Source organism: Bradyrhizobium sp. HKCCYLR20261 (genome assembly GCF_051168435.1).
Lineage (GTDB): Bacteria > Pseudomonadota > Alphaproteobacteria > Rhizobiales > Xanthobacteraceae > Bradyrhizobium.
Window position 1 is genome coordinate 18760 of record NZ_JBNPUZ010000002.1, and the last position, 24924, is coordinate 43683.

23 protein-coding genes are annotated in these 24924 nt (G+C 66.1%); 6 read left to right on the forward strand and 17 right to left on the reverse strand.

From position 1 onward, the window contains the following. Positions 1-224 precede the first annotated feature (224 nt). Positions 225-1046, forward strand: a complete 822-nt coding sequence (locus ACQR1L_RS03760) for an enoyl-CoA hydratase (RefSeq protein WP_434856594.1) — start codon at positions 225-227, stop codon at positions 1044-1046. Here the strand turns inward: ACQR1L_RS03760 and ACQR1L_RS03765 are convergent. The 3 genes from ACQR1L_RS03765 to ACQR1L_RS03775 all read right to left on the reverse strand — a co-directional run bounded on the left by ACQR1L_RS03765 (position 1043) and on the right by ACQR1L_RS03775 (position 4729). Next, positions 1043-2122, reverse strand: coding sequence for an isocitrate/isopropylmalate dehydrogenase family protein (locus ACQR1L_RS03765; protein ID WP_434856595.1), 1080 nt, complete (start codon positions 2120-2122; stop codon positions 1043-1045). The two genes, ACQR1L_RS03760 and ACQR1L_RS03765, sit on opposite strands and share 4 nt — an antisense overlap. Positions 2123-2259: 137 nt before the next feature. Further along, positions 2260-3327 (reverse strand): alcohol dehydrogenase, encoded by a 1068-nt coding sequence (locus tag ACQR1L_RS03770; RefSeq protein ID WP_434856596.1) that lies wholly within the window; start codon positions 3325-3327, stop codon positions 2260-2262. 232 nt (positions 3328-3559) lie between these two features. After that, a complete protein-coding gene (locus ACQR1L_RS03775; protein WP_434856597.1) occupies positions 3560-4729 on the reverse strand; it encodes a CaiB/BaiF CoA transferase family protein in 1170 nt (389 codons plus the stop codon). Between the two features lie 239 nt (positions 4730-4968). On the opposite strand from ACQR1L_RS03775, the gene glgA reads away from it, so the two are divergent. Beyond that, entirely contained in the window at positions 4969-6384 is a 1416-nt protein-coding gene (gene glgA, locus ACQR1L_RS03780) for a glycogen synthase GlgA (RefSeq protein WP_434856598.1), read from the forward strand. A gap of 146 nt (positions 6385-6530) precedes the next feature. On the opposite strand, the gene ACQR1L_RS03785 is transcribed toward glgA, so the two are convergent. The 13 genes from ACQR1L_RS03785 to ACQR1L_RS03845 all read right to left on the reverse strand — a co-directional run bounded on the left by ACQR1L_RS03785 (position 6531) and on the right by ACQR1L_RS03845 (position 19864). Continuing rightward, positions 6531-7961 carry a methyl-accepting chemotaxis protein gene (locus ACQR1L_RS03785; protein WP_434856599.1) on the reverse strand — a complete coding sequence of 477 codons (1431 nt, stop codon included), beginning with the start codon at positions 7959-7961 and terminating at the stop codon, positions 6531-6533. Continuing rightward, complete coding sequence (locus tag ACQR1L_RS03790; RefSeq protein WP_434856600.1) at positions 7958-8647, reverse strand: hypothetical protein; 690 nt, start codon at positions 8645-8647, stop codon at positions 7958-7960. Before ACQR1L_RS03790 ends, ACQR1L_RS03785 begins: the two co-directional genes overlap by 4 nt. Before the next feature lie 194 nt (positions 8648-8841). Then, positions 8842-10008, reverse strand: a complete 1167-nt coding sequence (locus ACQR1L_RS03795) for a DUF3734 domain-containing protein (protein WP_434856601.1) — start codon at positions 10006-10008, stop codon at positions 8842-8844. Between the two features lie 111 nt (positions 10009-10119). Next, positions 10120-10305, reverse strand: coding sequence for a cbb3-type cytochrome oxidase assembly protein CcoS (gene ccoS, locus ACQR1L_RS03800; protein ID WP_434856602.1), 186 nt, complete (start codon positions 10303-10305; stop codon positions 10120-10122). After that, entirely contained in the window at positions 10296-12491 is a 2196-nt protein-coding gene (locus ACQR1L_RS03805; RefSeq protein ID WP_434856603.1) for a cation-translocating P-type ATPase, read from the reverse strand. Before ACQR1L_RS03805 ends, ccoS begins: the two co-directional genes overlap by 10 nt. Before the next feature lie 13 nt (positions 12492-12504). Continuing rightward, a complete protein-coding gene (locus ACQR1L_RS03810) occupies positions 12505-13005 on the reverse strand; it encodes a FixH family protein (RefSeq protein WP_434856604.1) in 501 nt (166 codons plus the stop codon). A gap of 18 nt (positions 13006-13023) precedes the next feature. Continuing rightward, positions 13024-14505, reverse strand: a complete 1482-nt coding sequence (gene ccoG / locus ACQR1L_RS03815; protein WP_434856605.1) for a cytochrome c oxidase accessory protein CcoG — start codon at positions 14503-14505, stop codon at positions 13024-13026. Between the two features lie 97 nt (positions 14506-14602). Further along, complete coding sequence (ccoP, locus tag ACQR1L_RS03820; protein WP_434856606.1) at positions 14603-15475, reverse strand: cytochrome-c oxidase, cbb3-type subunit III; 873 nt, start codon at positions 15473-15475, stop codon at positions 14603-14605. Between the two features lie 6 nt (positions 15476-15481). Next, complete coding sequence (locus ACQR1L_RS03825; RefSeq protein WP_035639721.1) at positions 15482-15646, reverse strand: CcoQ/FixQ family Cbb3-type cytochrome c oxidase assembly chaperone; 165 nt, start codon at positions 15644-15646, stop codon at positions 15482-15484. Between the two features lie 18 nt (positions 15647-15664). Beyond that, positions 15665-16399 (reverse strand): cytochrome-c oxidase, cbb3-type subunit II, encoded by a 735-nt coding sequence (gene ccoO, locus ACQR1L_RS03830; protein WP_035646365.1) that lies wholly within the window; start codon positions 16397-16399, stop codon positions 15665-15667. A gap of 11 nt (positions 16400-16410) precedes the next feature. Continuing rightward, the gene (ccoN, locus tag ACQR1L_RS03835; protein ID WP_434856607.1) at positions 16411-18057 is read right to left on the reverse strand and encodes a cytochrome-c oxidase, cbb3-type subunit I; all 1647 of its coding nucleotides are present in this window, start codon (positions 18055-18057) and stop codon (positions 16411-16413) included. A 509-nt stretch (positions 18058-18566) separates the two neighbouring features. Further along, entirely contained in the window at positions 18567-18992 is a 426-nt protein-coding gene (locus ACQR1L_RS03840) for a CBS domain-containing protein (RefSeq protein WP_434856608.1), read from the reverse strand. 38 nt (positions 18993-19030) lie between these two features. Beyond that, positions 19031-19864, reverse strand: coding sequence for a universal stress protein (locus ACQR1L_RS03845; protein ID WP_434856609.1), 834 nt, complete (start codon positions 19862-19864; stop codon positions 19031-19033). Positions 19865-20115: 251 nt separating this feature from the next. On the opposite strand from ACQR1L_RS03845, the gene fixL reads away from it, so the two are divergent. From fixL to ACQR1L_RS03865, 4 genes are all read left to right on the forward strand, one after another. Further along, positions 20116-21627 (forward strand): sensor protein FixL, encoded by a 1512-nt coding sequence (gene fixL, locus ACQR1L_RS03850; RefSeq protein WP_434857228.1) that lies wholly within the window; start codon positions 20116-20118, stop codon positions 21625-21627. Then, entirely contained in the window at positions 21620-22237 is a 618-nt protein-coding gene (gene fixJ, locus ACQR1L_RS03855; RefSeq protein WP_434856610.1) for a response regulator FixJ, read from the forward strand. Before fixL ends, fixJ begins: the two co-directional genes overlap by 8 nt. A 77-nt stretch (positions 22238-22314) precedes the next feature. Then, on the forward strand, positions 22315-22719 hold the full coding sequence (locus ACQR1L_RS03860) for a response regulator (RefSeq protein WP_434856611.1): 405 nt from the start codon (positions 22315-22317) through the stop codon (positions 22717-22719). A gap of 110 nt (positions 22720-22829) precedes the next feature. After that, entirely contained in the window at positions 22830-23519 is a 690-nt protein-coding gene (locus ACQR1L_RS03865) for a helix-turn-helix domain-containing protein (protein WP_434857229.1), read from the forward strand. Positions 23520-23529: 10 nt separating this feature from the next. Here ACQR1L_RS03865 and ACQR1L_RS03870 read toward each other — a convergent pair whose 3' ends face one another. Next, on the reverse strand, positions 23530-24849 hold the full coding sequence (locus ACQR1L_RS03870) for an MFS transporter (protein ID WP_434856612.1): 1320 nt from the start codon (positions 24847-24849) through the stop codon (positions 23530-23532). Between the last annotated feature and the right edge of the window lie 75 nt (positions 24850-24924).

Genomic DNA, 24924 nt, shown 5'->3' on the forward strand with positions numbered 1-24924 from the left:
GTCCGCCCGGCAATGGCTGAGCGGTCCGAGGCTGCGTCACTGTTCTGATCTCGCGATCACTGCCGTCATAGGAAGTGGCGGCATGCCGGCGTCTCGCCTCGGCGGGTCGGGGCCGGAGCCATCCGCTTTTCGCAGCCGATCATTACCCGTTTGATCTCGCATTGACGCCGCAGCGCGAAACGGCGAACGATGCAGGCCGCCTGCCCTCCAGTCGACGGACTCTCATGCCGACCAGTCCCGCGCATTCCTCCGCTCTTGCCGACGGCAAGATCCTCATGGGCAAGACCGGCGACGGCGTCGGCACCATCACCTTCAACAATCCCGACAAGCGCAATGCGATGTCGCTGGAGATGTGGGAGGGGCTCGGCGAGGCGCTCGTCGCGCTGCGCGACGACCAGGACATCCGGGTCGTCGTGCTCACCGGCGCCGGCGGCAAGGCGTTCGTCTCCGGTGCCGACATCAGCCAGTTCGAGCAGAGCCGCCACAACGCCGCGGCCTCCGAGGCCTATGCGCAGAAGAGCGCCGCCCAGCGCGCGCTGCTCGCGGCCTATCCGAAGCCGACGATCGCCTGCATCCAGGGCTTCTGCCTGGGTGGGGGATTGCAGATCGCGATGTACGCCGACATGCGCTTCGCATCGGAGGACAGCCAGTTCGGCATTCCCGCCGCCAGGCTCGGCATCGCCTATGGCTATGAGGGCCTGCGCAACCTGGTGTCGCTGGTCGGCCCGTCCCAGGCGCGGCTGCTGCTCTATACGGGGATGCGGATCGATGCGGCGGAGGCGCTGCGGATCGGGCTGATCGACCGGATGATGGCCGCAAACGAACTGATGCCGGCCACGCTCGACATCGCCCGCACCATCGCCGCCAACGCGCCGCTGGCGGTACAAGCCGCCAAGATCACCATCGCCGAGGTGCTCAAGGACGAGAGCCGCCGCGACATGGACGCCATCAAGCGCATCGGCGACGCCTGCATGGACTCGGACGACTTCCGCGAGGGCCGCCGCGCCTTCATGGAGAAGCGCAAGCCGCGGTTCAAAGGACGCTAAAGCGCCTCCAGGACGGCCTTGGTGACGTCGATCGTGCCGGCGTGGCCGCCGAACTCGAACGGCTTGAGGCCGGACGCGTAGACTTGATCGACGGCCCGCTCGATCCGCTGCGCCGCCTCGGCCGCGCCCTCGATGCCGTGGGTGTCGGCCAGCCAGTCCAGCATCATCGCCGCCGACAGGATCATCGCGGTGGGGTTGGCCTTGCCCTGCCCCATGATGTCTGGCGCCGTCCCGTGGCAAGGCTGAAACACGGCGTGACGGTCGCCGATGTCGGCCGAGGGCGCCATGCCCATGCCGCCGACAAGGCCGGCGGCGAGGTCGGACAGAATGTCGCCGAACATGTTCTCGGTGACGAGCACGTCGAAATCCCAGGGACGCTTCACCAGCATCAGCGCACAGGCATCGATGTAGAGCCGCTCCGTCTTCACGTCAGGATGAAGCTCCGCGACCTCGTCGAAGATCTTGCGGAAGTAGGCGAAGGCCTTGAACACATTGGCCTTGTCGACGCAGCCCAACGTGCCCGGGCGGCCGCGCGCCTTGCGCCGCTCGGCGAGCTTGAAGGAGAAGTTGAACAGCCGCTCGGATGTCTTGCGGGTGATGACGAGCGTCTCGCGCGCCTCTTCATGTGTCACCACACCTTTGCCCATCGAGGCGAACAGGCCCTCGGTGGATTCGCGGATGACGACGAAGTCGATGCCTTTGCTGTCAGCACCGACGATCGGGCTCGGCACGCCCGGGATCAGCCGCGCCGGCCGCACACCGGCATAGAGATCGAAATGGAAGCGCAGCTCGATCTGCGGCGCGATCTCGGTGTTGTCGGGATAGCGCACCGACGGCAGTCCGCAGGCGCCGAGCAGGATGGCATCCGCCTCCTCGCACAGCCGGATCGTCGACTCCGCGATCGAGGCGCCGGTCGCGAGATAGTTGTTGGCGCCGGCCTGAGCCTCGGTGAAGCGGAACGACAGGCCGGCCTTGGCTTCCACCTTGCGCAGGACTTCAAGTGCCGGCGACATGACCTCAGGCCCGATGCCGTCACCGGGGAGAACTGCAATGTGGAGGGCGTTGCTGGAGAGCATGGGGCGAAGCTTTCTGACACAATATGGACAGCCGTCATGCCCGGGCTTGACCCGGGCATCCATCACTTCAAGCGACATAGCGCCCGGGGCGTGGATGGCCGGGTCAAGCCCGGCCATGACGAGGAGAGCACTGCCGCTTACGGCGTCAGCACCGCGCGGCCGACCAGCTGGCCCTTCTGCAAGCCGTGCAGGGCGTCGTTGGCCTTGGCGAGCGGCATCGGGGTCACCGGGATCGGCGGGATGTTCTTGGTGCGGACGAGGTCGAGCAGCTCTTTCGTCTCGCGGAGATTGCCGACATAGCTGCCCTGGATCGTCACCGCCTTGATCGGGATGAGCGGCAGCGCCCACGGCGCGCCGCCGCCGAACAGGCCGACCATGACGAGCTTGCCGCCCTTGGTGAGACAGTCGAAGCCGAGCTGCGCGGTGGCGGCATTGCCGACCAGGTCGATCACGGCGCGGATCGGCTCGCCGGCCGCCCTGTTCAGCTGCTCCAGCGCATCCGGCGCCTTGCCGTCGATCGCTGCCAGCGCGCCCGCCTCGAGCGCGGCCTCGCGCTTGCGCGCGTCGATGTCGACGACGATCGCGCCCTTGCCGCCCATGGCCTTCAGCAGCGACAGCGCCATCAACCCGAGGCCGCCGGCGCCGAAGATCACGATCGGCGTATCGAAATCCTTCTCGACCTTCTTCAGCGCGCTGTAGGTGGTGACGCCCGAGCAGGCGTAAGGCGCCGTGGTCACCGGATCGAGCCCCTTGAGATCGATCAGGTGGCGCGGATGCGGCACGGTCATGTGGTCGGCATAGCCGCCGTCGCAATACACGCCAAGCGACGCGGGCTTCAGGCACATATTCTCGTCGCCGGCGAGGCAGGTGGCACATTTGCCGCAGCCGATCCAGGGATAGACCAGCGCGACGTCGCCGACCTTCAGCCCGCCCTTCTCCGCCTCGGTGACATCGGGCCCGAATGCGACGATCTCGCCCGCGCTCTCATGGCCCATGGTCCGCGGCAGCGAAACGCCACGGTCCTTCAAGGACAACGGCTTGCGGCCGTGGCCGAGATCATAGCCGCCTTCCCAGATGTGCAGGTCGCTGTGGCAGACGCCCGCCGCCTTCACCTTGATCAGCACCTGCTTGCCGAACGGCTGCGGCGTCGGCTCGTCGACCTCGGTCAGCGGCGCATTGAAATCGGTGACCTTGAAGCTCTTCATCATTTCACTCCCGTGGTCCGGTTGGCTGGCGGGACCGGACGGCACATCGACGGGGCGAACGGCGGCTGCGCATCACAGCAGCGCCTTCGGACATCCTCCCGGCACGAGCGCGTCCGGCTGGTCCGGACTGTTGTTGCAACGCCGGGAACATTGGCGGGAAACGCGCGGAGCAGCAAGGCCGCGCGCAATGCGCGCGGTCATGGCTGCCCTGCAGCCTTTTGTCTCGGCCGAGTCAGCGCGGTTCGGCGGCGTCGGCGCCGACCTCGCTGAGAACGTCCGCCGTATGCTCCCCGAGACCCGCCGCCCATGGCGCCGCGCCGACCTTTGCCGCCGACATCCGGAACGGCAAATTGACGACCTTGAAAGTGCCGGCGGCATCCTCGACCTCCGCCAGCGCGCCGCGATGCGCGATCTGCGGATCAGCCAGCGCATCGGCGACGCTGCGATAGGCCGAACTGGGCACGCCGCCCGCGTTCAACGCCTCCAGGCATTCGGCCACGCTGAGCCGCCGCGACCAGGCCTCGACGCCATCCATCAGCGCACCCCAGTTTGCCCGCCGGTCGGAATATTTCTCGAACCTCGCATCCTGCACCCACTCCGGATGGCCGATGACACCCATCAGGTTCTGGAACGTCTTCTCGCTGGCGATCGCGATCATGACGTAGCCGTCGCGGCACTCCGCCGGACCGAAGGTCGGCCGTGACGGCGGGGCAACCGGAAATTGCGACCATTGGATTTCGTTGAGCGTCAGGCTCAGCATCGATTCCAGCATCGAGCAGTCGATGTGCTGGCCCTGCCCGGTGCGCTCGCGCTGGTAGAGGGCCGAGGCGACGGCGCCGAAGGCATAGGTCCCGGTCACGACGTCGGCGTGATAGATGCCGCAATGGTCCGGCCGGTTGCGTCCGGGCTGATAGGCGAGATGCGCCATGTCGTAGCCGGAAGCGGCATGGATCACCGGCGCATAGGCCGGGAGTTCCGCCGACGGGCCGGTCTGGCCGTAGCCCGAGATCGAACAGTAGATCAGCCGCGGGTTCAAAGCGCTCAGGGCGGCATAGGACAGCCCGAGCCGCTGCATCACGCCGGGCCGGAAATTCTCGACCAGGATATCGGCGGTTGCGACCAGCCGACGCACCGCGTCGATATCCCCTGCGCATTTCAGATTGAGCACGACGCTCTTCTTGCCGACGTTGAGCTGGCCGAAGGCGGTGGAGCAGCCGCTGCGCACGGGCGGCCGGGTGCGCATGGTTTCACCTTCGGCTGACTCGATCTTGATCACCTCCGCACCCATATCTGCAAGCATGCGTGCACAGTGTGGGCCGGCAATCGTGGTCGAGAAATCCAGGACGCGCAGACCTGCGAAGCACCCTGTCAAACGGCTCTCATCGTTCCCAACTAGACTCAAAGGCGTAGCTCCCTCGTGGAGTTCTCATTTCCGCAGACCAGGACGGCAGGATCCGCGGCGTGCTCGTTGATTCACGAAGCGGTAGCCATCCGTTGCGGTGAGCTCAGAGTCTAGATCGAACCATTCGATGTCGAAAGCGTTTGGCCTTTTGCGGCGCTGCGGCATCGCTCTTTTATTGATGGCAGACTTTGGACCCTTTCTTGCATAGGACGAACATGGGGCTTGATCGAGGACATCTCTTGCGGGTTCTGTTCGTTACGACCGAAATGGACGATTTCGTCCGGGTGGGCGGACTGGCTGCGGTTTCCGCAGCACTTCCCCGGGCACTGCGCTCTCACACCGACGTCAGGATCATGCTGCCCGGCTACCGGGACGTGATCGAGCAACTCACTCACATCGAGATCGTCGGCCACTGCGCGCCGCTGGCAGAGATGCCGGGATGCGCGCTCGGCCGATCATCGACCCGCGACGGCCTGCCGGTCTACGTCCTGCTCTGCGACGAGTTGTACGACCGGCCCGGCAACCCTTACGGCGACGAGAACGGCAACGACTGGGCGGACAACGACATCCGCTTTGGCCGGCTGGCCGCAGCCGCTGCCGAGCTTGCCGCCGGAACCCTGGACACGAGCTGGGCGGCGGACCTGGTGCACGCCAACGACTGGCAGGCTGCGCTGGTGCCGGCCTATCTGGCGTGGCGCGGGGTCGAGGTTCCCTCGATCCTGACGATCCACAACCTTGCCTATCAGGGCCTGTTCCCGCGGGAATCGCTGCGCCGGATCGGCGCGCCGGAGTCTTCGTTCCACATCGACGGTCTCGAGTTCTACGACAAGCTGTCGTTCCTCAAGGGCGGCCTGATCTATGCCTCGCACCTGACGACCGTCAGCTCGACCTACGCCAAGGAGATCACGACCTCCGAGCTCGGCTGCGGCCTGGAGGGCCTGCTGCGCCAGCGCTCCAATGCGCATGAGCTGACCGGCATTCTCAACGGCATCGACGAGAGCTGGGACCCGCGCTACTGCCAGCAGCTTGCGCAGCCCTTCGCCGCCGGCGACTGGAACGGCAAGAAGGCCAATGCGGACTACGTGCGCAAGCAGTTCGGGCTCGCGGTGTCGCGCGGCCCGATGTTCGGCATCGTGGCGCGGCTGGTGCATCAGAAGGGCATCGACCTGGTGCTGGAAGCCGCCGACGAGATCGTCGGCGCCGGCGGCCAGATCGTCGTCACCGGCACCGGCGAGCCGTCGATCGAGCGGGCGCTGATGGACGCCCATCGCCGCCGTCCCGATGCGATCGGGGTCGCGATCGGCTTCAACGACGCCCAGGCGCGGCGCATCTTCGCCGGCAGCGATTTCACCCTGATGCCGTCGCGCTTCGAGCCGTGCGGCCTCAGCCAGATGTATGCGCAGCGCTTCGGCTCATTGCCGATCGGCCATCAGACCGGCGGCCTCGCCGAGACGATCACCGACGGCGAGACCGGCTTCCTGTTCGAGAAGCCGTCGGCGGAATCCTTCCTCGGCGGCGTCAAGCGCGCCTTCTCGGCCTTCAAACGCACCGAGCAGCTAAACGCGATGCGGCTGTCGGCGATGGCGCGCTCGTTCAGCTGGGACCTCTCGGCCGCCTGCTACAACGCGCTGTACCGAAAGATGCTGGCGTCTTGATTGCAGTCGCCCGGATGAGCGCAGCGACATCCGGGTTCAACGCCAGCAGCGCGTGAGACCCCGGACATCGCTGCGCTCATCCCGGCAACCTTAAACAAAAAGCCCGGACACGGTCCGGGCTTTTTCCTTGTCGTTGAGCTGCTGGTTTACGCCGCGCGCACCGCTTCGAGGAAATTGCCGACTTCGCGCTTGAGGCGGTTGGAGTCGCCGGCGAGCGATTTGGCCGAGGAGAGCACCTCGGAGGACGCCGAGCCGGTCTCGGTCGCCCCGCGCTGCACGTCGGTGATGTTCGACGAGACCTGCTGGGTGCCGTGCGCGGCCTGCTGGACGTTGCGGGAGATTTCCTGGGTCGCGGCCCCCTGCTCCTCGACCGCGGCGGCGATCGCCGCGCCGATCTCGGCCAGCCGCTCGATCGTCGTGCTGATTGCCTGGATCGCATTGACCGATTCCTGCGTCGCCGTCTGCACGCCGGAGATCTGTTGCGAGATCTCGTCGGTGGCCTTCGCGGTCTGCTCGGCCAACGCCTTCACTTCGGTGGCGACGACCGCGAAGCCGCGCCCGGCCTCGCCGGCGCGGGCAGCCTCGATGGTGGCGTTGAGCGCCAGCAGGTTGGTCTGGCCGGCAATCGTGTTGATCAGTTCGACGACGTCGCCGATCCGCGCAGCCGCCTGCGACAGCTCGGCGACGCGGCTGTTGGTCTGGCGCACCTGCTGAACGGCGTCACCCGCCATGCGCGCGGAGGTCTGCACCTGCCGGCTGATCTCGTTGACCGAGGAGGACAGCTCCTCGGTCGCGGACGCCACCGACTGGACGTTGGCGGAGGCTTCCTCCGACGCCGCCGCGACCACCGTGCTGAGCTCCTTCGAGCGGTTCGCGGTGCTGGTCAGCGTATCGGCCGAGGTCTCGAGGCCAGACGCGGCCGACGACACGGTGTTGACGATGTCGGCGATCGTCGCCTCGAAATTGCGGGTCAGCGTGTCCAGCCGGCGGGCGCGATCGATCTGCGCCTGGGCATCGCGCTGCGCCGCCTCGTCCGACGCCTTCTTGGCGATCAGCGCATCCTTGAAGATCTTCAGCGCGCGCGCCATGGCACCGATCTCGTCCTTGCGGGTGTCGTTCGGGATCTCGGCGTCGAGCTCACCATTGGCGAGACGCAGGGTCACGCCGGTCAGGCCGACCAGCGGGCCGATGACGCCGCGGACGACACCGATGACCACAGCGACCGAAACGGCCGCGACCAGCAGAAGCACGCCGAGCGCAATGGACAGCCGCAGCCGCGCCGCGCCGATCGCCTGGTCGATCGACTGATGCGCCGTTTTCAACGCCGCGTCGCGCAGCACGATGACATTGTTGAGCATCGGAGAGGTCCAGCGGCCCCACTCCTCGGCGGTGATCGGCGATGGCTGGGCGTCGCGCGCGGCGGTCACGATGGCGCGATAGCGGCGCTCTCCGTCACCCATCAAGGTCGAGCGGACATGTTCGAGGGCCGCGGAGACCTCCGGCGCATTGCGAACGCTGCGGGCGGCGAGTTCGATCTGCTGCCACAGCAGGGTCACCTGCCCGCTATTTTCGGTCACATCGGCGAGACGGTCCAGCTGGTGTTTTGGATGAAGAAGCGCAGCACCGCCGAGCGGGCGCCATTGATCGTGCGCATCGACTGCGACAGCTGCGCCAGCTGGGCGGATGGCAGAAGGTTCTCGACCTCCCCGCCGGACCGCGCCAGCTCGATCGCCGTCTCGTCGATGGCAGCGCTGAGCGCGTCGGCCGCCCGGCCGAGACCATCGGTCGTCGCGGCCTGGCTATTGGCGGGGCGCTGGGCCGCCGCAAGCTGCGCTGCGCCACGGCCTGCCGAGCGGACATCCTTCAAGGTCTGCATGGCGGCGTCGACATTCCGGGTCGGCAACCCTGCCACCTGCACCGCGCTCTTGGCCTGTGCGAGCGCCTCGTCCGTCGTCGCGATCGCCTTGTCGAGCTTGGCCATGTCCTCGGCCGACGCCGCTCCGGGTGCTCCGAGCACGTTCCACTGGCTGCGTTCGAGCGGGATCAGCGCGTTCACCTTCATCACCAGTTCGAAGGCATCGAGCACGCGCGCGGCCTGCTCACGCTTGCCGAGATCCCCCCAACTGCTCCAGGCGAGCATGCACGCGAAAGCCATGGCAAACACGCCGGTCAGCAGATTGCCAGCCAGGATCTTCCATTTGAGACTGACCGCTCCAGCCTCCCGGTGAACGGGATCGTTCTGCATCATCGCAAGGTCGGACATCGGTCATTCCCAATCGATCGCCGTCGGCCGTGTGGCGACCCGCATGGTCAGCCGGCGCGGACCGCGTCATCTTTGCCGCGTCCTCATCATTAAGAACGAATGACCACCAATCCATTAAACCGCCTGGTTTTGGCGGTACTCGAGTGCCGATTAGTTCGATGAACTTGACAGTTTCGGGGATCGTTCACCCGCCGCTACTCGGCGGCGGCCTTCGTGACAACTTCCGGATCGTGCACCACGACGCCGGACAGCGGATCGAACTCACCCCTCCAGGGCATCCGCTCCAGCACCGAGCGCGTATGCTGATAGCCGGCGCTCCAGCGCGCGGCAATGCCGCGCTCGCTGAAGTCGATATCCTTGGTGTGGTTCTCGCGATCGAGCTGCGGCGCCAACAGCCTCACCACGTGCATCCTGGTCTGGCAGCCATAGCTCGCGAGCTCGCGCACGGCCGGATCGTTGCGGAGGGAGTCCGGCAGCCGCGCGGCCAGTTCCTTGATGATGTGGCGGAGCCGGTGGATCTGCTCCTGGCGGGCGATCTGGCTGCCCATACGGCTCGCATATTGGACATCCTTGTGACGGTTGAACACCTCCGCCATCGTCACCGGCTCGGTCCCTTCCGGATTCCACAGATTGACGGCGAAGATCAGCGAATCCCGGCGCGGATTGTCGTCGAACACGACCTCGGTCGGCGTGTTCGAAAGAATGCCGCCGTCCCAATAGAGTTCGCCGTCGATGCGGACGGCCGGAAACGCGGGCGGCAGCGCGCCGGAGGCGAGGATATGACGGACGTCGAGCGTCCCGTCGCGGCTGTCGAAATAGTGCATCCGGCTGGTCCGGACATGCGCGGCCCCGACCGTGACGCGGAGGCTACCGCCGTTGAGCAGATCGAAATCGACCAGTTCCCGCAGCGTCTCGCGCAGCGGAGCGGTGGCATAATAGCCGGCCTGCTCAGCGCCGAGTGGAAACCCATCGCCGGCGTGTGCCAGCGCGTTGGGCTTGAAGAACCCGGGAATGCCATGCGTCAGGGTCGTCCAATAGGACAGCCTCTCGTCGAGATCCGGAAAGGCGGTGCGGAGGCCCCAGATCGGACGCGCGTGCATCCGCATCCAGAACTCCCGCAGCCGGGCCATCCGCTCCTGCACCGCACTGCCGGCGATCAGGGCGGCATTGATGGCGCCGATCGAGGTCCCGATCACCCAGTCCGGTTCAATGCCGGCTTCGCTCAGGGCCTGATAGACGCCAGCCTGATAGGCGCCGAGCGCGCCGCCGCCCTGCAGCACGAGGACCACCTGCCCAGGAAGCGTGCTGCGATCGATCGTCGCGCGCCCCGTGTCGCCGCCCTCGGCCAAATCTGCGGCCATGTCTGCCTCTTCATCCGCGTGAACTCTTGGCCTGTTCGCAAGGCCCGCGTCATTGTTACGACAGGGGCGGTCGATGCGACAGGGGCAGCGCTTGCGCGGATGGTACGGGGATCACGACCTCGAAGGAGCAGCCTCCGGCTGAGCCGGGGCGGCCGGCTCATCATCATCGGCGATGGCGCGCCAGGCCGCGCCTTCGAGGTCCTCATACTGGCCGCTCTTCAGCGACCAGAGGAAGCCGACCAGTCCGGCCAGACCGAGCGCCAGCGCCAGCGGCACCAGGATGATCATCACTTCCATGACGCGGCCTCCTCGCGGACCTTGCGGGCCCGCAGCGCGTTCAGCATCACCAGGATCGAGGAGCCCGACATCGCCGCCGCCGCGATCAGGGGCGTGACGACGCCGCTGATGGCGAGCGGCACGGCAAGCACGTTATAAAGCACCGCGAGCCACAAATTCTGCCGCATCAGATGCAGCGCCTTGCGGGCATAGTCGACCGCCGCCAGCACCGGCGCCAAGGGGCGGCCGAGGAAGACGAGGTCGGCGGTCGCCTGGCTCAGATGCGCGGCCGAGATCGGCGACATCGAGACATGCGCGGCGGCCAGCGAGGGCGCATCGTTCATGCCGTCGCCGACCATCATCACCTTGACGCCCGCCCGCTTCAGCTCCTCGATGCGAGCGATCTTGTCGGCCGGCGTCACGCCCGCGCGCCATTCGCTGATCCCAAGCGCCTTCGCGGCCGCAGCCACGGCGGCCTCGCGATCACCCGAGAGGATCTCGACCTTGATGCCGCGGCGCTGCAGGCCGGCGACGATCTTGGCGGCATCCGGCCGCAGGCCTTGGCGCACGGAGAACAGGAACGTCTCGCTGCCACGGCGGAAGGCGACGACGGACGCCTCGGGATCGACATGCGCCATGAGCAACGCCTCGGCGCCGCAGAATGCCGGGCGTCCCAGCCTGATCTCGACGCCGTCGACGATGGCGCGGACGCCCTGCCCGGGCTCCTCGGTCGCACCCATCAGCGGCGAACGGGCCTGCGCGGCCTGAGCCACCGCCGCGGCGACCGGGTGATGACTTGACAGCGCGAGCTGGCCCGCGAGCGCGAAGACATCCGCCGGGATATCAGCCGCGTTGACCACTTCGAGCTCGGGCAATGTCAGCGTGCCCGTCTTGTCGAAGATGACGTGATCGGCCTCGGCCAAGCGCTCAATCGCGTCGCCGGCATTGAGCAGCACGCCGGACTTGAACATCGCGCCGGAGGCGACCGTCTGCACGGTCGGAATGGCAAGGCCGAGCGCGCAGGGACAGGTGATGATCAGCACCGCGATGCCGGTGACGATGGCATCGTGCCAACTCGCGCCGGCCAGCGCCCAACCCAGCACGGTGAGCGCTGCGGTGGCATGCACCACCGGCGCATAGAGCCGCGAGGCGCGGTCGGCGAGACGCATGTAGCGCGAGCGGGCCTGCAGCGCGGTGTCGAGCAGGCGCGTGATCTCGGCGAGCAAGGTGCCTTCGGCGGCAGCGGAGACGCGCACGCGCAGCGTGCCTGAAATGTTGAGCGAGCCCGCATAGACCGCGGTGCCCTGCTCGGCCGGCACATACAGCGTCTCGCCGGTGATCAGGCTCTGATCGATCTCGGAGCGGCCCTCGACCACGACGCCGTCGACGGCGCAGCGCTCGCCGGGGCGCAGCAGCACCAGATCGCCAGCGCGAACTGCGGCGACCGGCACCTCGGAGATCTCGTCGGCGCCAATGAACTTGGTCGCGGTCTCCGCCTTCAGCGCGGCGAGATTGCCGGCCACGGCGCGGGTCCGCCGCCGCATGTTCTGGTCGAGATAGCGGCCGACCAGCAGGAAGGTCAGCAGCATGATCGCGGCGTCGAAATAAGCGTGCTCGGCGTGATGGAAGGTCTCGACGATCGACATGCCCAACGCCAGGATCACGCCGATGCAGATCGGCACGTCCATGTTGACGTTGCCGCTTCTGAGCGCGCGCCACGCCGAGCGGAAGAACGGCTGGCCGGCATAGGCCGCCGCCGGCAGCGCGATCAGCGCCGACAGCCAATGGAAGAAGTCGCGCTGCTCCGGCAGCATGTCGCTGACATTGCCCGACCATACCGGGATCGACAGCATCATCACGTTCATGGTCGCGAACGCCGCGACGCCGAGGCAGCGCAGCAGGAAGCGCGACTCCTCGGCCTCGGTGGCCTCGGCGCTCGCCTTCTCGAACGGATAGGCCTTGTAGCCGAGCTCGGCCAGGCGATCGATGAACTTGGCCGGATCGAGCGTGCCCTGCTTCCACTCCAGCGCGACGCGGCGGTCGGTGAGATTGACACGCGCCAGCGTCACATCCGGCAATGCCGACAGCCCGCGCTCGATCTTGGCCATGCAGCCGGCGCAGCTGACTCCCTCGACCGCGAGATCGATGTGCTTCAGGCCGGCGCCGAGATCCTTGACGTAATGGGAGAAGTCACGCGTCGCGTGCATGATCGCAAATCCTTCAGTTCAGCAGCACGCGGTTCTTGGACATGAACAGCCGCCGGCCGCTGGAATCGCCTTCGAGCACGAGGTCCCACTGCCCCGGAGCGATCGCCTCCGCCGTGCCGCGATAGATGCCGATGCCGACCTCGGCCAGATCGACCTGCTGATCGGCACGCTTGTCGGCGGGACGCTCGAGCCGGCCCTGGAAGGTCAGGCCGGAGACCGGATTGCCGCTCGCGTCACGCGCATTGACCTGCACCACGGCCGCCCCGCTGGCGCCGCGCTCGATATGCGCCTCGACCTTCCAGCGCCGTGCGTCCTGATCGCGCGCCGCCGCGATCTCCTTCTCGTAGCCGAGGCTCGCGCTGTAGGCGCTGTCGACGTCGGTCCCGGGCAAGGTCGAGATCGCCATCTTCATCATGTAGACGTTGACGCCGATCACGAGCCCGAAGAAGCCGATCAGCATCGCGAGCACCATGCGTCCGGTCAGCTGGAAGGACGGTTGGGAACGGCTGGCCATGGACGGGCTCCTTCGATCTTACGGGCTGACGAAATTGTCGGTGGCGGAGGCGACGACGCCGAGGCCGATATCGGTGATGTGGAACTTCACCGGGATCGACTTCTCCGGATTGCTCTCCTCCGGCGCGGTCACCAGGAGCCGCAGCTCCTCGGTCTGGTCGCGGCCGATCACGATCATCGGGCGATCAGGCGTCACGGAGTCGGCGCCGACGACGTGGACGGTCGAGTTCACCGGCCCCTCGATGTCGATGGCGATGACGCGGTCGAAGCCGTGCTTGTTGAGCACGCGCACGGTGTAGGCGTTGCGGATCGAGCCGTCGGACAGCTTGATCGCGACCGGGTTGCGGTCGTGCAGCACGTTGACGTCGAGCAGCGAGCGGGTCGCGAGCTTGTAGACCATCGCGCCGCCGACCACCGCGATGATTGCGGCATAGGTGACGGTGCGCGCGCGCACCAGCCTGTAGACCGGCGCCTTGCCTTCCTGACGGCGATGGATGTTGATGTCGTTGTCATAGCCGATCAGCCGCGTCGGACGGCCGATCTTGGTCATGACGGTGTCGCAGGCGTCGATGCACAGGCCGCACTGGATGCAGTCCATCTGCGCGCCGTCGCGGATGTCGATGCCGGTCGGACACACCGCGACGCATTGCTTGCAGTCGATGCAATCGCCGGCCGGCTGGCCGAGCGCGCGCAGCTCGGCGGCCTTCTTGACCGACATGCGGTTCTCGCCGCGGTCGTAGCGATAGGTGACGTTGAGCGCCCATTCGTCGGTCAGCGCCGCCTGGATGCGCGGCCACGGGCACATGTAGACGCAGACCTGCTCGCGCATGAAGCCGGCGAGCGTGTAGGTCGTGGCGGTCAGGATCGCGATCCAGATATAGGCCAGCGGCGGCCCCTGGAAGGTGACGAGCTCCTTCACCAGGGTCGGCGCGTCGCTGAAGTAGAGCACCCAGGCGCCGCCGGTCCACCAGGCGATCATCAGCCAGATCGAATGCTTGAGGACGAGCTCGGAGATCCGTTCCAGCTTCATCGGGTCGCTGGAGGCGTCCTTCTTCATCCGCTCGCGGCGGTCGCCCTCGATCAGGCGCTCCACGGCGTAGAACAGGTCGGTCCAGACTGTCTGCGGACAGAGGTAGCCGCACCAGATGCGGCCGCCGATCGCGTTCATGAGGAACAGGCCGATCGCGGCGATGATCAGCAGGCCGGTGAAATAATACACCTCCTGCGGCCACAGCTCGATGAAGAAGAAATAGAAGCGATGATTGGGGAAGTCGATCAGCACCGCCTGATCCGGCGCGCCGAGACCGCGATTCCAGCGCACGAACGGCAGGAAGTAATAGACGCCGAGACAGAAGCCCATCAGGCCCCATTTGATCCGGCGGAAGGTGCCCGAGACGCTCTGCGGATAGACCTTCTTGGTGGGCGCGTACAGCGGACCGTAATCGTCCACCGGCTGCGCCTCTTGAGGCTTCAGGTCGTCGGGTTTTACCGTCTGGTTCATCGCTGGGGTCTTCTCGCAGTTGCGGCCGAAGGTATGCCCACCTCCGGCCGCTCAGTTGATCCAGCTCAATTGGAAGGAAAGTTCCGTTGGATTTCCGTTACTTTCCTCCGCCCAGCGAATGGACATAGACGGCCATCGCCTTGATCGTGGTCGGGTCGAGACGGCCCTCCCAGGCCGGCATGACACCGGCGCGGCCATTGGTGATGGTCTCGATCAGAGTCGCCTCGTCCGAGCCGTACAGCCAGATCTTGTCCGTGAGGTTGGGCGCGCCGACCTCCGGATTGCCCTTGGCGTTGTCGCCATGGCACGCCGCGCAGTTCTCGGCGAAGATCTTGGCGCCGGCCTTGGCGTCATAGCCTTGCCGCGTGGGCAGGCCGGCCAATTCGCGGACGTAGTTGGCGACCGTGACAATCTCCGCCGGCTTCAGGACACCGTCCTTGCCGAAGGCGAGCATCTGGCCCTCGCGGGTCTTCGGATGACCTGAGCGGATGCCGTACAGCAGGGTCTGCTGGATCTGCTCCAGCGAGCCGCCCCACAGCCAGTCGTCGTCGTTCAGGTTCGGAAAACCCTTGGCGCCGGCCGCACCCGTACCGTGGCAGGCGGCGCAATTGTCGCCGAACACGGTCTTGCCCTTGGCACGCGCCAGGGCGAGCATCGCCGGATCCTTTTCGATGTCGGCGAGCGAGGCGGTCGCGAGCGCCGCCATCTTGGCGCCGCGGATCTTCTCGAGGTTGGCGAGCTCGACCGCGACGTCCGCGCGGGACGAGTAGCCGAACAGGCCCGTCGTGTTGCTGGTGATGGTCGGCCAGGCCGGATACACGATCCAGTAGCCGATCGCCCAGACGATGGTGATGTAGAAGGTGATCACCCACCACCGCGGCAGCGGGGTGTTGAGCTCCTTGATGCCGTCCCAGGCGTGGCCCGTGGTGGCGGTGCCGGAGACGCTGTCGACTTCGTTGTGGTCAGCCATGTTGAATTACTCCTCCCGCAACGGCATGCTCGCCGCCTCGTCGAAAGCGGCCTTGTTGCGAGGCCAGAGGGCATAGGTCACGATCGCGATGAAGATCGCGACAAAGATCGGGGTCCACAGCGTCGTCACGAGTGACGACGCGATGTTCTCGACTGCAAGGATGGGCTTCATGATGTCAGGCTCCCGATCTCAGCGCAGATTGGCTTTTTCGTTGTAGATCTTGAAGTCGACCAGCGTGCCGAGCATCTGCAGATACGCGACCAGCGCATCCATTTCCGTCGGCGCCCCCGCCTTGCCGTCGAAGTTGCGCACCACCGCCTTCGGATAGCGCTTGGTGAGCGCCTCCGCGCCGGCATTGTCCGGATCGACCTGCGCCTTCAGATCGGCGGCTGCGTTGGCGATCTGGTCCTCGGTGTAGGGCACGCCCACGGCCCGCAACGTCTTCAGATGGTCGGCGACGTTGTCGGCGTTCAGCTCGGTCTCCTTCAGGAAGGGATAGCCGGGCATGATCGACTGCGGAACGATGGCGCGCGGGTTGGTCAGATGGGTGACGTGCCAGTCGTCGGAATACTTGTTGCCGACGCGGGCGAGGTCCGGACCCGTGCGCTTGGAGCCCCACTGGAACGGGTGGTCGTACATGCTCTCCGCGGCGAGCGAGAAGTGGCCGTAGCGCTCCACTTCGTCACGCAGCGGACGCACCATCTGCGAGTGGCAGAGATAGCAGCCCTCGCGGACATAGATGTTGCGGCCGGCCAGCTCCAGCGGCGTGTAGGGACGCACGCCGTCGACCGCCTCGATCGTGCTCTTCAGGTAGAAGAGCGGAGTGATCTCGACGAGGCCGCCGATCGCGATCACCAGCAGGATGCCGATGATCAGGATGATCGAGTTCTTCTCGAAGACTTGGTGTCGTTGCCAGAATGACATGGTTGGATACCTCACTCCGCCGGCTGAAGGGCGACGGGGGACTGAACCTCTTCCTCACCGACACGGACCGTCATCCAGAGATTGTAGGCCATGATGAGTGAGCCGATCAGGAACAGCGCGCCACCGGCGGCACGGATGATGTAGAAGGGGTGCATCGCCTCGACGGTCTCGATGAACGAGTATTCGAGGAAGCCGAGCGCCGTGTAGGACCGCCACATCAGACCCTGCAGGATGCCCGAGACCCACATCGCGGAGATGTAGAGCACGATGCCGAGCGTGGCCGTCCAGAAGTGCCAGTTCACCAGCTTGAGGCTGTAGAGACCCTTACGGTTCCAGATCCACGGCACGAGGCAGTACAGCGCGCCGAAGGAGACGAAGCCGACCCAGCCGAGCGCACCGGAGTGCACGTGACCGATGGTCCAGTCGGTGTAGTGGCTGAGCGAGTTGACCACCTTGATCGACATCATCGGACCTTCGAAGGTCGACATGCCGTAGAAGGCGACCGAGACGACCAGCATGCGCAGCACCGGGTCAGTCCGCAGCTTGTCCCACGCCCCCGACAGGGTCATCAGGCCGTTGATCATGCCGCCCCAGGAGGGCATCCACAGCATGATCGAGAAGGTCATGCCGAGCGTCTGCGTCCAGTCCGGCAGCGCCGTGTAGTGCAGATGGTGCGGGCCGGCCCAGATGTAGAGGAAGATCAGCGCCCAGAAGTGGATGATCGACAGCCGGTAGGAATAGACCGGACGCTCCGCCCGCTTCGGGATGAAGTAGTACATGATGGCGAGAAAGCCGGCGGTCAGGAAGAAGCCGACCGCGTTGTGGCCGTACCACCACTGGAACATCGCATCCTGCACGCCGCCCCAGGCGATGTAGGACTTCGAGCCGAAGAACGACACCGGAAGCGCCGGGTTGTTGCCGAGATGCAGCACGGCGATCGTGACGATGAAGGCCAGATAGAACCAGTTCGCCACGAAGATGTGCGGCTCCTTGCGCTTGATGACCGTCACCAGGAAGACCAGCAGATAGACCACCCAGACGATCGTCAGCCACAGATCGGAGTACCACTCCGGCTCGGCGTACTCCTTGCCCTCGGTGACGCCCAGCAGATAGCCGGTGCCCGCGATCAGGATGAAGAAGTTGTAGCCGACCACCACGAACCAAGGAGCGAGGTCACCGGCGAGGCGGACGCGGCAGGTCCGCTGCACGACGTAGAACGACGTCGCCAGCAGCACGTTGCCGCCAAACGCGAAGATCACCGCCGAGGTGTGCAGCGGCCGCAGGCGGCCGAAGCTGGTCCAGGGCAGATCGAAGTTCAGCGCCGGCCAGGCAAGCTGGGAGGCGATGATGAGGCCGACGGCGAAGCCGGCGATGCCCCAGAACATGGCCATGAACGAGGAGAACTTGATCGGGCCGAGATTGTAGTTCGGCCGGCCGTTGATCTCCTGCGGCGGCAGGTCGCCGCGCTCGAAGTAGCGGTTGAGGATGAAGAAGACAGACGCCGCGCTGGCGGCAGCCGCGAGCGAGGCGTGAAACGCGAAGGCCGTATCCAGTGCCTTCGCCGCAGCGAAGACGCACAAGAAGGCGGTGACGGCGAAAATGAGCGATAGCCCACTCTCACCGATGGTCATGGATTTTGTTGATGAGGACGCGCTCATGCGGAATCTCGCTGAAAGAACACGAGACCAGCAACCATAATCGCCCACACGTGGAATTGATCGAAATCAACCTTGCGACCCGTTCGCCGCTAATCACCCAGGATGTTGCCGAAATCAGCGCGGTTCCGAGGTGAGATGACGAGTGCAGCCGAGCCGCCCGAACTCGCCTGTGCACATCTTCGCTGCAGGCCGCTTTTTCGCTGCGAGCGGATCCGACCTCGCCCCGCTTGCGGGGAGAGGTCGGATCGCATCGAAGATGCCATCCGGGTGAGGGGGACTCTCCGCACGGCCGGTGGATGTGCCCCTCACCCCAACCCTCTCCCCGTGAAGGACGGGGAGAGGGAGCGCACCGTTCGTGCCTTCAAGAGCCCGAATCCAACTTTGAAGATGTTTGCTCAAACAAGGCTAAAGATCCCGAGAGAAGACGAGAACGACCAAGCTCGCAGATGGGACATCTGCGAGCTGGGCCGATCAAACATTGGTATGCGACGCGAAACAGGTCGCCGCGCTCAGTCCTTGGCGGCCGCGGCAAGCGCCCGCACGATATCCTCGCGGGCGACGATCCCGACGACGCGGTTGTCGGCATCGGTCACGGGAAGGCTGCGGATGCGGTGCTCGACCATCAGCTGAAGCACGCGCGTGAGCTTCGTATCCGGGCGGACATAGATGAACTCCGACGTCATCACGTCCGCCACCGTCCGGTTCATCAGATCGGCATAGCGCGGCAGCATCTGGTTCGGTGTGAAGGCGAAGCACTTCAGCACGTCGAACTTGGTGACGATGCCGATGACCTCGTCGTTCTCGACGACGGGGTAGGTGTTGAAATCGTCGCGATCGAACATGTCGCCGAGCTCGCGGATCGTCGTTTCCCGGGTCACGGTGGTGACGTTCCGCGTCATGCAGCTGCCGGCGGTTTCCTCGAGGAATCTGTACAAGGCGGCAATCCTGTTCTCGGATGGAGCGGGTGAAAACCTCAATGCGACAGCAGCACGCAACGTTCGGTGCGCGTCATCAGATGCTCGGTGACGCCACCGAGCACGAACTCGCGGAATCGCGAATGGCCATAGGCGCCAGCGACGATGAGCCCGGCCGACAGATCGGCGGCGACGGCGTCGAGCCTGGCCGTGACGCTGCGCCCCTGCCCCGCCTCCTCGACGCGCGCGGATGCGACGATCTCGTGACGCTTGAGCCAGCCGATCACATCCTCGAGGCGCGCCTCGCAGGCATCATATTCGGAGGCATTTTCCAGGATCTCGACCACGACCACGTTGCTGGCCTTCGCCAGCAGCGGCAGCGAATCGGCCAGCGCCCGGCGCGCCTCCGGCGTCTCCTTCCAGGCCACCAGCACCGTATCGAGATCGAGCCAGCTCGCAGTGTCGGGCACCGCGAGCAGCGGCCGTCCGGCCTGCATCACGAGATCCTTGGGGCTGGCGACCGCGAACGCATCGGAGACGCCGGTCGGAGCGCAGCCGGTGACCAGGATGTCAGCCGCGCGGGCCTGGGCCAGCGTGTAGCGGGCGGGGAAATCCAGCGCGCTGCGCCAGCCCAAGGGGGCGGCGCGGTCGCCGATCGTCGCGCGGAATTGCCGCTCCAGCTCCGCGAGCCGGTTCTGGAGCCCGGCCTCGCCCTGCTCGATCAGGTCCTGCGCCTGCTCGCCGGTCGTGAAATAGAGCGGCGGCGTGAATTCGCCCGCCGCCACGCCGATGACGCCTGCGCCAAAGCGGGCCGCGAGATCGCCTGCGACCTGAAGGCGGGCCTCATTCGGCTGGCTGAGCGCAAGACTCACCATGACAGTCGCGAGCGTCATCCCGCCTCTCCACACATTGCTTCCATGCCGCTCTTAGAGGTGAAAACACCGGCCGTGATGAGATAGATCAATATGACGCGATGGAACCGTCTCGCAGACCGGGCCTGGAACCGGCGAAAATCGGAGAAAGCCTTGAATTGTCGAACCAAAGTTTAAGCCGGCCGGGGTTGAAACAATCCAATCTGGTATAGGATGAGAGGGTGGCCGGCCCCGGCTGCGACATCAACGGCGAATCGATCGAAGGCTTAAAAGTGCGCGGCGTCACCCAACCTTTCCCGGACGCATCCGTCAGGCCCGAGGACGCCCGGGCGCTGGGTTTCGGCGCGTGGGATCTCGAACTCGCCTCCGGCGCGTTCTACTGGTCGGTGACGACGCGGAAGCTGTTCGGGGTCACGGCCGACGAGCCGGTGAGCTATGGCCAGTTCCTGTCATTGCTCGCCGCACGGGACCGCGCTCCAGTCGAGGCCGCGATCGAGCATGCGCGCCATCAGGGCACCGGGTTCGACATGTCGTTCCAGGTCTCCGGCGGCGGCCACTGGATCCGGGTGCTCGCCGGCGTGGTCCCCGACGAGGCCGGCAAGCCGCGGCATCTGCGCGGCATCGCGCTCGACATCGACCAGGAAAAGCGGCTGGAGGAGGCGCTGCGGCTGCGCGAGCAGCACTTCCGCTCGATCCTGGACACCGTGCCCGACGCGATGATCGTGATCGACGGCGGCGGCATCATCCAGTTCTTCAGCGCCGCGGCCGAGCGGATGTTCGGCTATTCGGAGGAAGAGGCGGTCGGCCTCGACGTCAGCGAGCTGATGCCCGAGCCCGACCGATCGCGCCACGCCAGCTATCTCACGCGTTATCACGGCACCCGCGAGCGCCACATCATCGGCATCGGCCGCATCGTGACAGGGCGCCGGCGCGACGGCACGACCTTCCCGATGCATCTGTCGATCGGCGAGATGCAGTCCGGCGGCAAGCCGTATTTCACGGGCTTCGCCCATGATCTCACCGAGCATCAGCAGACCCAGGCGCGCCTGCGCGAGTTGCAGTCGGAGCTGGTCCATGTGTCCCGACTCAGCGCCATGGGCGAGATGGCCTCGGCGCTGGCGCACGAGCTGAATCAGCCGCTGGCGGCGATCAGCAACTACATGAAGGGCTCGCGCCGGCTGCTCGCCGGCAGCAACGATCCGAACACCGCCAAGATCGAGAGCGCGATGGACCGCGCCGCCGAGCAGGCGATTCGCGCCGGCCAGATCATCCGGCGGCTGCGCGACTTCGTCTCGCGCGGCGAATCGGAGAAGCGGGTCGAGAGCCTTTCGAAGCTGATCGAGGAGGCCGGCGCGCTCGGCCTTGCCGGCGCGCGCGAACAGAATGTGCAGCTGCGCTTCCAGCTCAATCCCGAAGCCGATCTGGTGCTCGCCGACCGGGTGCAGATCCAGCAGGTGCTGGTCAATCTGTTTCGCAACGCGCTCGAGGCCATGTCGCATTCCGAGCGCCGCCAGCTCACGGCGACGAATCGGCGGGTCAGCGACGACTTGATCGAGGTCGCCGTGTCCGATACGGGGACGGGGTTCCCCGACGACGTCATGCCCAATCTTTTCAAGACCTTCTTCACCACCAAGGACACCGGCATGGGCGTGGGCCTCTCGATCAGCCGGTCGATCATCGAGGCCCATGGCGGGCGCATGTGGGCCGAGAACAACGAGGCAGGCGGCGCGACCTTCCGCTTCACCCTGCCCGGCGCCCCAACCAAGGTTGAGCAAGATGGCTGAACGGGCCAAGGTCTATGTGATCGACGACGACGAGGCGATGCGGGACTCGCTCAACTTCCTGCTCGATTCCTCCGGCTTCGACGTCACGCTGTTCGAGAACGCGCAAACCTTCCTCGACCGGCTGTCGACGCTGAGCTTCGGCTGCATCGTCTCCGATGTGCGGATGCCGGGGATCGACGGCATCGAGCTGCTCAAGCGCATGAAGGCCGCCGGCAGCAGCTTTCCGATCCTGGTGATGACCGGACATGGCGACGTGCCGCTCGCGGTCGAGGCCATGAAGCTCGGCGCGGTGGACTTTCTCGAAAAGCCGTTCGAGGACGAGCGCCTCGTCGCAATGATCGAGACGGCGATTCAGCAGGCCGCGCCGGCCGCGAAGACCGAGCAGGTCACGCAGGACATTCTCGGCCGAATCGCGAGCCTGAGCCCACGGGAGCGCCAGGTGATGGACGGATTGATGGCCGGCCTCTCCAACAAGCTGATCGCGCGCGAATACGACATCAGCCCGCGCACCATCGAGGTCTACCGTGCGAACGTGATGACCAAGATGGGCGCGAGCAGCCTCTCGGAGCTGGTGCGTCTGGCGATGCGCGCAGGCGCTTTGAAGGATTGAGCTAGATCAAGCGGCCTTGACAGATTCGGGTGTTATGTTGCGCCTTGGTTCAACATCACATTCGCGCGGCACGTGCCATGTCGGTTCACGCCAAACCCAAGGTCTACGTCGCCGACGACGACGCAGACGTCCTCGGTTCGCTGCGCTTCCTGCTGGAGGCGGACGGCTTCGATGTCCGCACCTTCCGCAGCGGCACGGCCCTTCTGAAGGCATCGACCCAGGCGCCGGTCGACTGCTTCGTGGTCGATTACAAGATGCCGGAGCTGAACGGGGTCGAGCTCACGGAGAGGTTGCGCAAGCAGGGCGCGACCGCGCCGGTGGTGCTGATCACGGGGCATTACGACGACCGGCTGGAAGCCCGGGCCGCCGCCGTCGGCATCCAGGATTTCCTGCTCAAGCCGCTGCTCGACGACAATCTGGTCAAGCGCATCCGCAAGGCGATCGCGAACGACCATTCGGATACCGCCCAGCACGTCTCCTGACCGGCCGCCTACGTACATCTACGTAAGGGAACCCCCTTAAGATAACGGCCCAAATGTCCTTAACGGGAGGCGCCGTGTACCACATCGCCATCCGCCGCAAGGAGATGGTCATGCTCAATCAGTCGCTTACCCATTCGGTCGTTACCCCCAGCGCCGCTGCCGTCCCCTCTCCTGCCGCCAACCCCTTTGCCGAAATCACCGGCCATGCCGGCCTGATCGCCAGCGAGTTCTCCTATAAAAAGGACGAGGAGATCTACGGCGAGGACGAGCCCGCCGAATACGTCTACCAGGTGATCTCCGGCGCGGTCCGCAGCTACAAGCTGCTGTCCGACGGCCGCCGCCAGATCGGCGCCTTCCATCTTCCGGGCGACGTGTTCGGTCTTGAATTCGGCTCCGCCCACCGCCTCGCCGCCGAGGCCATCATCGACACCACCGTGCGCCTGGTGAAGCGCCGCAGCCTCGAGCAGGCCGCCGGCACCGACGTCGCGGTCGCCCGCAAGCTCTGGACCATGACGGCCCATGACCTCCGCCACGCCGAGGATCACATGCTGCTGTTGGGCCGCAAGACCGCGATGGAGCGCGTCGCGACCTTCCTGCTCGAGATGGATCGCCGCCTTGCCGTTGCTGGCATGATGGCGCTGCCGATGTGCCGCCGCGACATCGGAGACTATCTCGGCCTGACGCTCGAAACCGTGTCGCGCGCGCTGTCCCAGTTGCATAGCCAGGGCGTTCTCGGCTTCTCCGGCGCCCGCCAGATCGTGTTGCGCAACCGTCAGCGCCTGCGCAGCATGGACGCTTGAGCGACACACCTTACGCCCTGCGAGCGCGCTGCCCCGTTTCCGGCATCAGCAGCGCGATCAGAATGAGGCCTGTCAGCGCCACGCCGGACAGGCCCATGAAGGCGGTGACGCTGCCGTAGCGGTCGCTGGCGAAGCCGGCGACCACGGTCGAGAGCGATCCGCCGATCCCCGACGCCGTTCCGACGATCCCCTGCGCCAGATTGAAGTGGCCGCTGCCGAACGCCACATCGGCGACCGTGAGCGGAATCATCACCGCGAACACCGCAGCCGTCACGCCGTCGAAGATCTGCACCGCCACCAGCAAATAGGGATCGTGCACGATCGCAAACAGCGCGCCGCGAATCGTGAGCGCCGCGAAGCCCAGCATCAGCAGCGGCCGCCTGCCCCATTGCTGCGCCACCGCGCCGACCGATGGCGAGCTCAGCGCCACGATCGCCTGCGGCACCACGATGCAGAACGCGATCAGCATCGGCGCCCACTCGCTCGACTTCGTCGTCACCACGCCGGCCATCAGCGGCAGCATCGCCGCATTGGCGAGTTGCAGCAGGAACACGCCGAGCGCGAACACCAGCAGCGCACGCTGTCGCAGCAGGCCGAGCAGGCTCGACAGCCGCGCGACCTCCTTGTCCTCCTGATCGGCGCGGCCATGCGCACGGGCGATGTCGATCTCGCTTTCGCGGATGCGCGACAGCGCGATCAGCGTCGGAAAAGCGAGGATGAAGGTGACGAGGAACACCGCACGGCTGGAGAGCAGATAGCCGCAAGTGCCCATCACCGCCGCCGCCACGCCATTGCCGAGTGAGGCGAAGCGCGCGTTGCGGCCGAGCCGTTCGGCCATGCCGCGCGGCCCGACCAGGCCGAGGCTGATCGCCGCGATCGCAGGTCCCAGCACGCAGCTTGCCGCCGCATGCAGTATGGCCGCGCCGGCCACCACCGGAAAGATCGGCCAGACCGCGTAGGCGAGCGCGCAGCAGCCGATGGTCGCAATGGCAAGTCCGGCGACGCGCCGCTCCGACTTGGCGGCATCGATGATCGCGCCGCCCGGCATCTGCCCGATCAGCCCGACGATGCCGCCGATCGACAGCACCAGGCCGATCTGCGCCTGCGTCCATTTCTGCGTCGTCAGATACACCGCGATGAACGGGCCGAAGCCGGTCTGCACGTCGGCGAGAAAGAAGATGAACCAGTCGAGCCCGCGCAGGCTCTGCTTGGACGGCGCAGGCCTCGCGGCCGGGCCAAGGTCCTGCACCTCGTCCGCGCGCACGTCCGCTGCCGCGCGCTCCGGTGCGGGCTCCCGATCGGATGATCTCGACGGCCGTGCAATCGGCATGCTCTCGACGCTTCAAGTCAGGGCTTGCTGGACAAATATACCCGCCATGCCCCGGTGCCCGTGTGGCCAGGAGCG

What these genes read in the sequence shown, in the direction of transcription:
- ACQR1L_RS03760 (WP_434856594.1), top strand. Translation starts at nt 225, where the DNA reads ATGCCGACCAGTCCCGCGCATTCCTCCGCTCTTGCCGACGGCAAGATC.
- ACQR1L_RS03765 (WP_434856595.1), bottom strand. Translation starts at nt 2,122, where the DNA reads ATGCTCTCCAGCAACGCCCTCCACATTGCAGTTCTCCCCGGTGACGGC.
- ACQR1L_RS03770 (WP_434856596.1), bottom strand. Translation starts at nt 3,327, where the DNA reads ATGAAGAGCTTCAAGGTCACCGATTTCAATGCGCCGCTGACCGAGGTC.
- ACQR1L_RS03790 (WP_434856600.1), bottom strand. Translation starts at nt 8,647, where the DNA reads ATGTCCGACCTTGCGATGATGCAGAACGATCCCGTTCACCGGGAGGCT.
- ACQR1L_RS03795 (WP_434856601.1), bottom strand. Translation starts at nt 10,008, where the DNA reads ATGGCCGCAGATTTGGCCGAGGGCGGCGACACGGGGCGCGCGACGATC.
- ccoS (WP_434856602.1), bottom strand. Translation starts at nt 10,305, where the DNA reads ATGGAAGTGATGATCATCCTGGTGCCGCTGGCGCTGGCGCTCGGTCTG.
- ACQR1L_RS03805 (WP_434856603.1), bottom strand. Translation starts at nt 12,491, where the DNA reads ATGCACGCGACGCGTGACTTCTCCCATTACGTCAAGGATCTCGGCGCC.
- ACQR1L_RS03810 (WP_434856604.1), bottom strand. Translation starts at nt 13,005, where the DNA reads ATGGCCAGCCGTTCCCAACCGTCCTTCCAGCTGACCGGACGCATGGTG.
- ccoG (WP_434856605.1), bottom strand. Translation starts at nt 14,505, where the DNA reads ATGAACCAGACGGTAAAACCCGACGACCTGAAGCCTCAAGAGGCGCAG.
- ccoP (WP_434856606.1), bottom strand. Translation starts at nt 15,475, where the DNA reads ATGGCTGACCACAACGAAGTCGACAGCGTCTCCGGCACCGCCACCACG.
- ACQR1L_RS03825 (WP_035639721.1), bottom strand. Translation starts at nt 15,646, where the DNA reads ATGAAGCCCATCCTTGCAGTCGAGAACATCGCGTCGTCACTCGTGACG.
- ccoO (WP_035646365.1), bottom strand. Translation starts at nt 16,399, where the DNA reads ATGTCATTCTGGCAACGACACCAAGTCTTCGAGAAGAACTCGATCATC.
- ccoN (WP_434856607.1), bottom strand. Translation starts at nt 18,057, where the DNA reads ATGAGCGCGTCCTCATCAACAAAATCCATGACCATCGGTGAGAGTGGG.
- ACQR1L_RS03845 (WP_434856609.1), bottom strand. Translation starts at nt 19,864, where the DNA reads ATGACGCTCGCGACTGTCATGGTGAGTCTTGCGCTCAGCCAGCCGAAT.
- fixJ (WP_434856610.1), top strand. Translation starts at nt 21,620, where the DNA reads ATGGCTGAACGGGCCAAGGTCTATGTGATCGACGACGACGAGGCGATG.
- ACQR1L_RS03860 (WP_434856611.1), top strand. Translation starts at nt 22,315, where the DNA reads ATGTCGGTTCACGCCAAACCCAAGGTCTACGTCGCCGACGACGACGCA.
- ACQR1L_RS03865 (WP_434857229.1), top strand. Translation starts at nt 22,830, where the DNA reads ATGCTCAATCAGTCGCTTACCCATTCGGTCGTTACCCCCAGCGCCGCT.
- ACQR1L_RS03870 (WP_434856612.1), bottom strand. Translation starts at nt 24,849, where the DNA reads ATGCCGATTGCACGGCCGTCGAGATCATCCGATCGGGAGCCCGCACCG.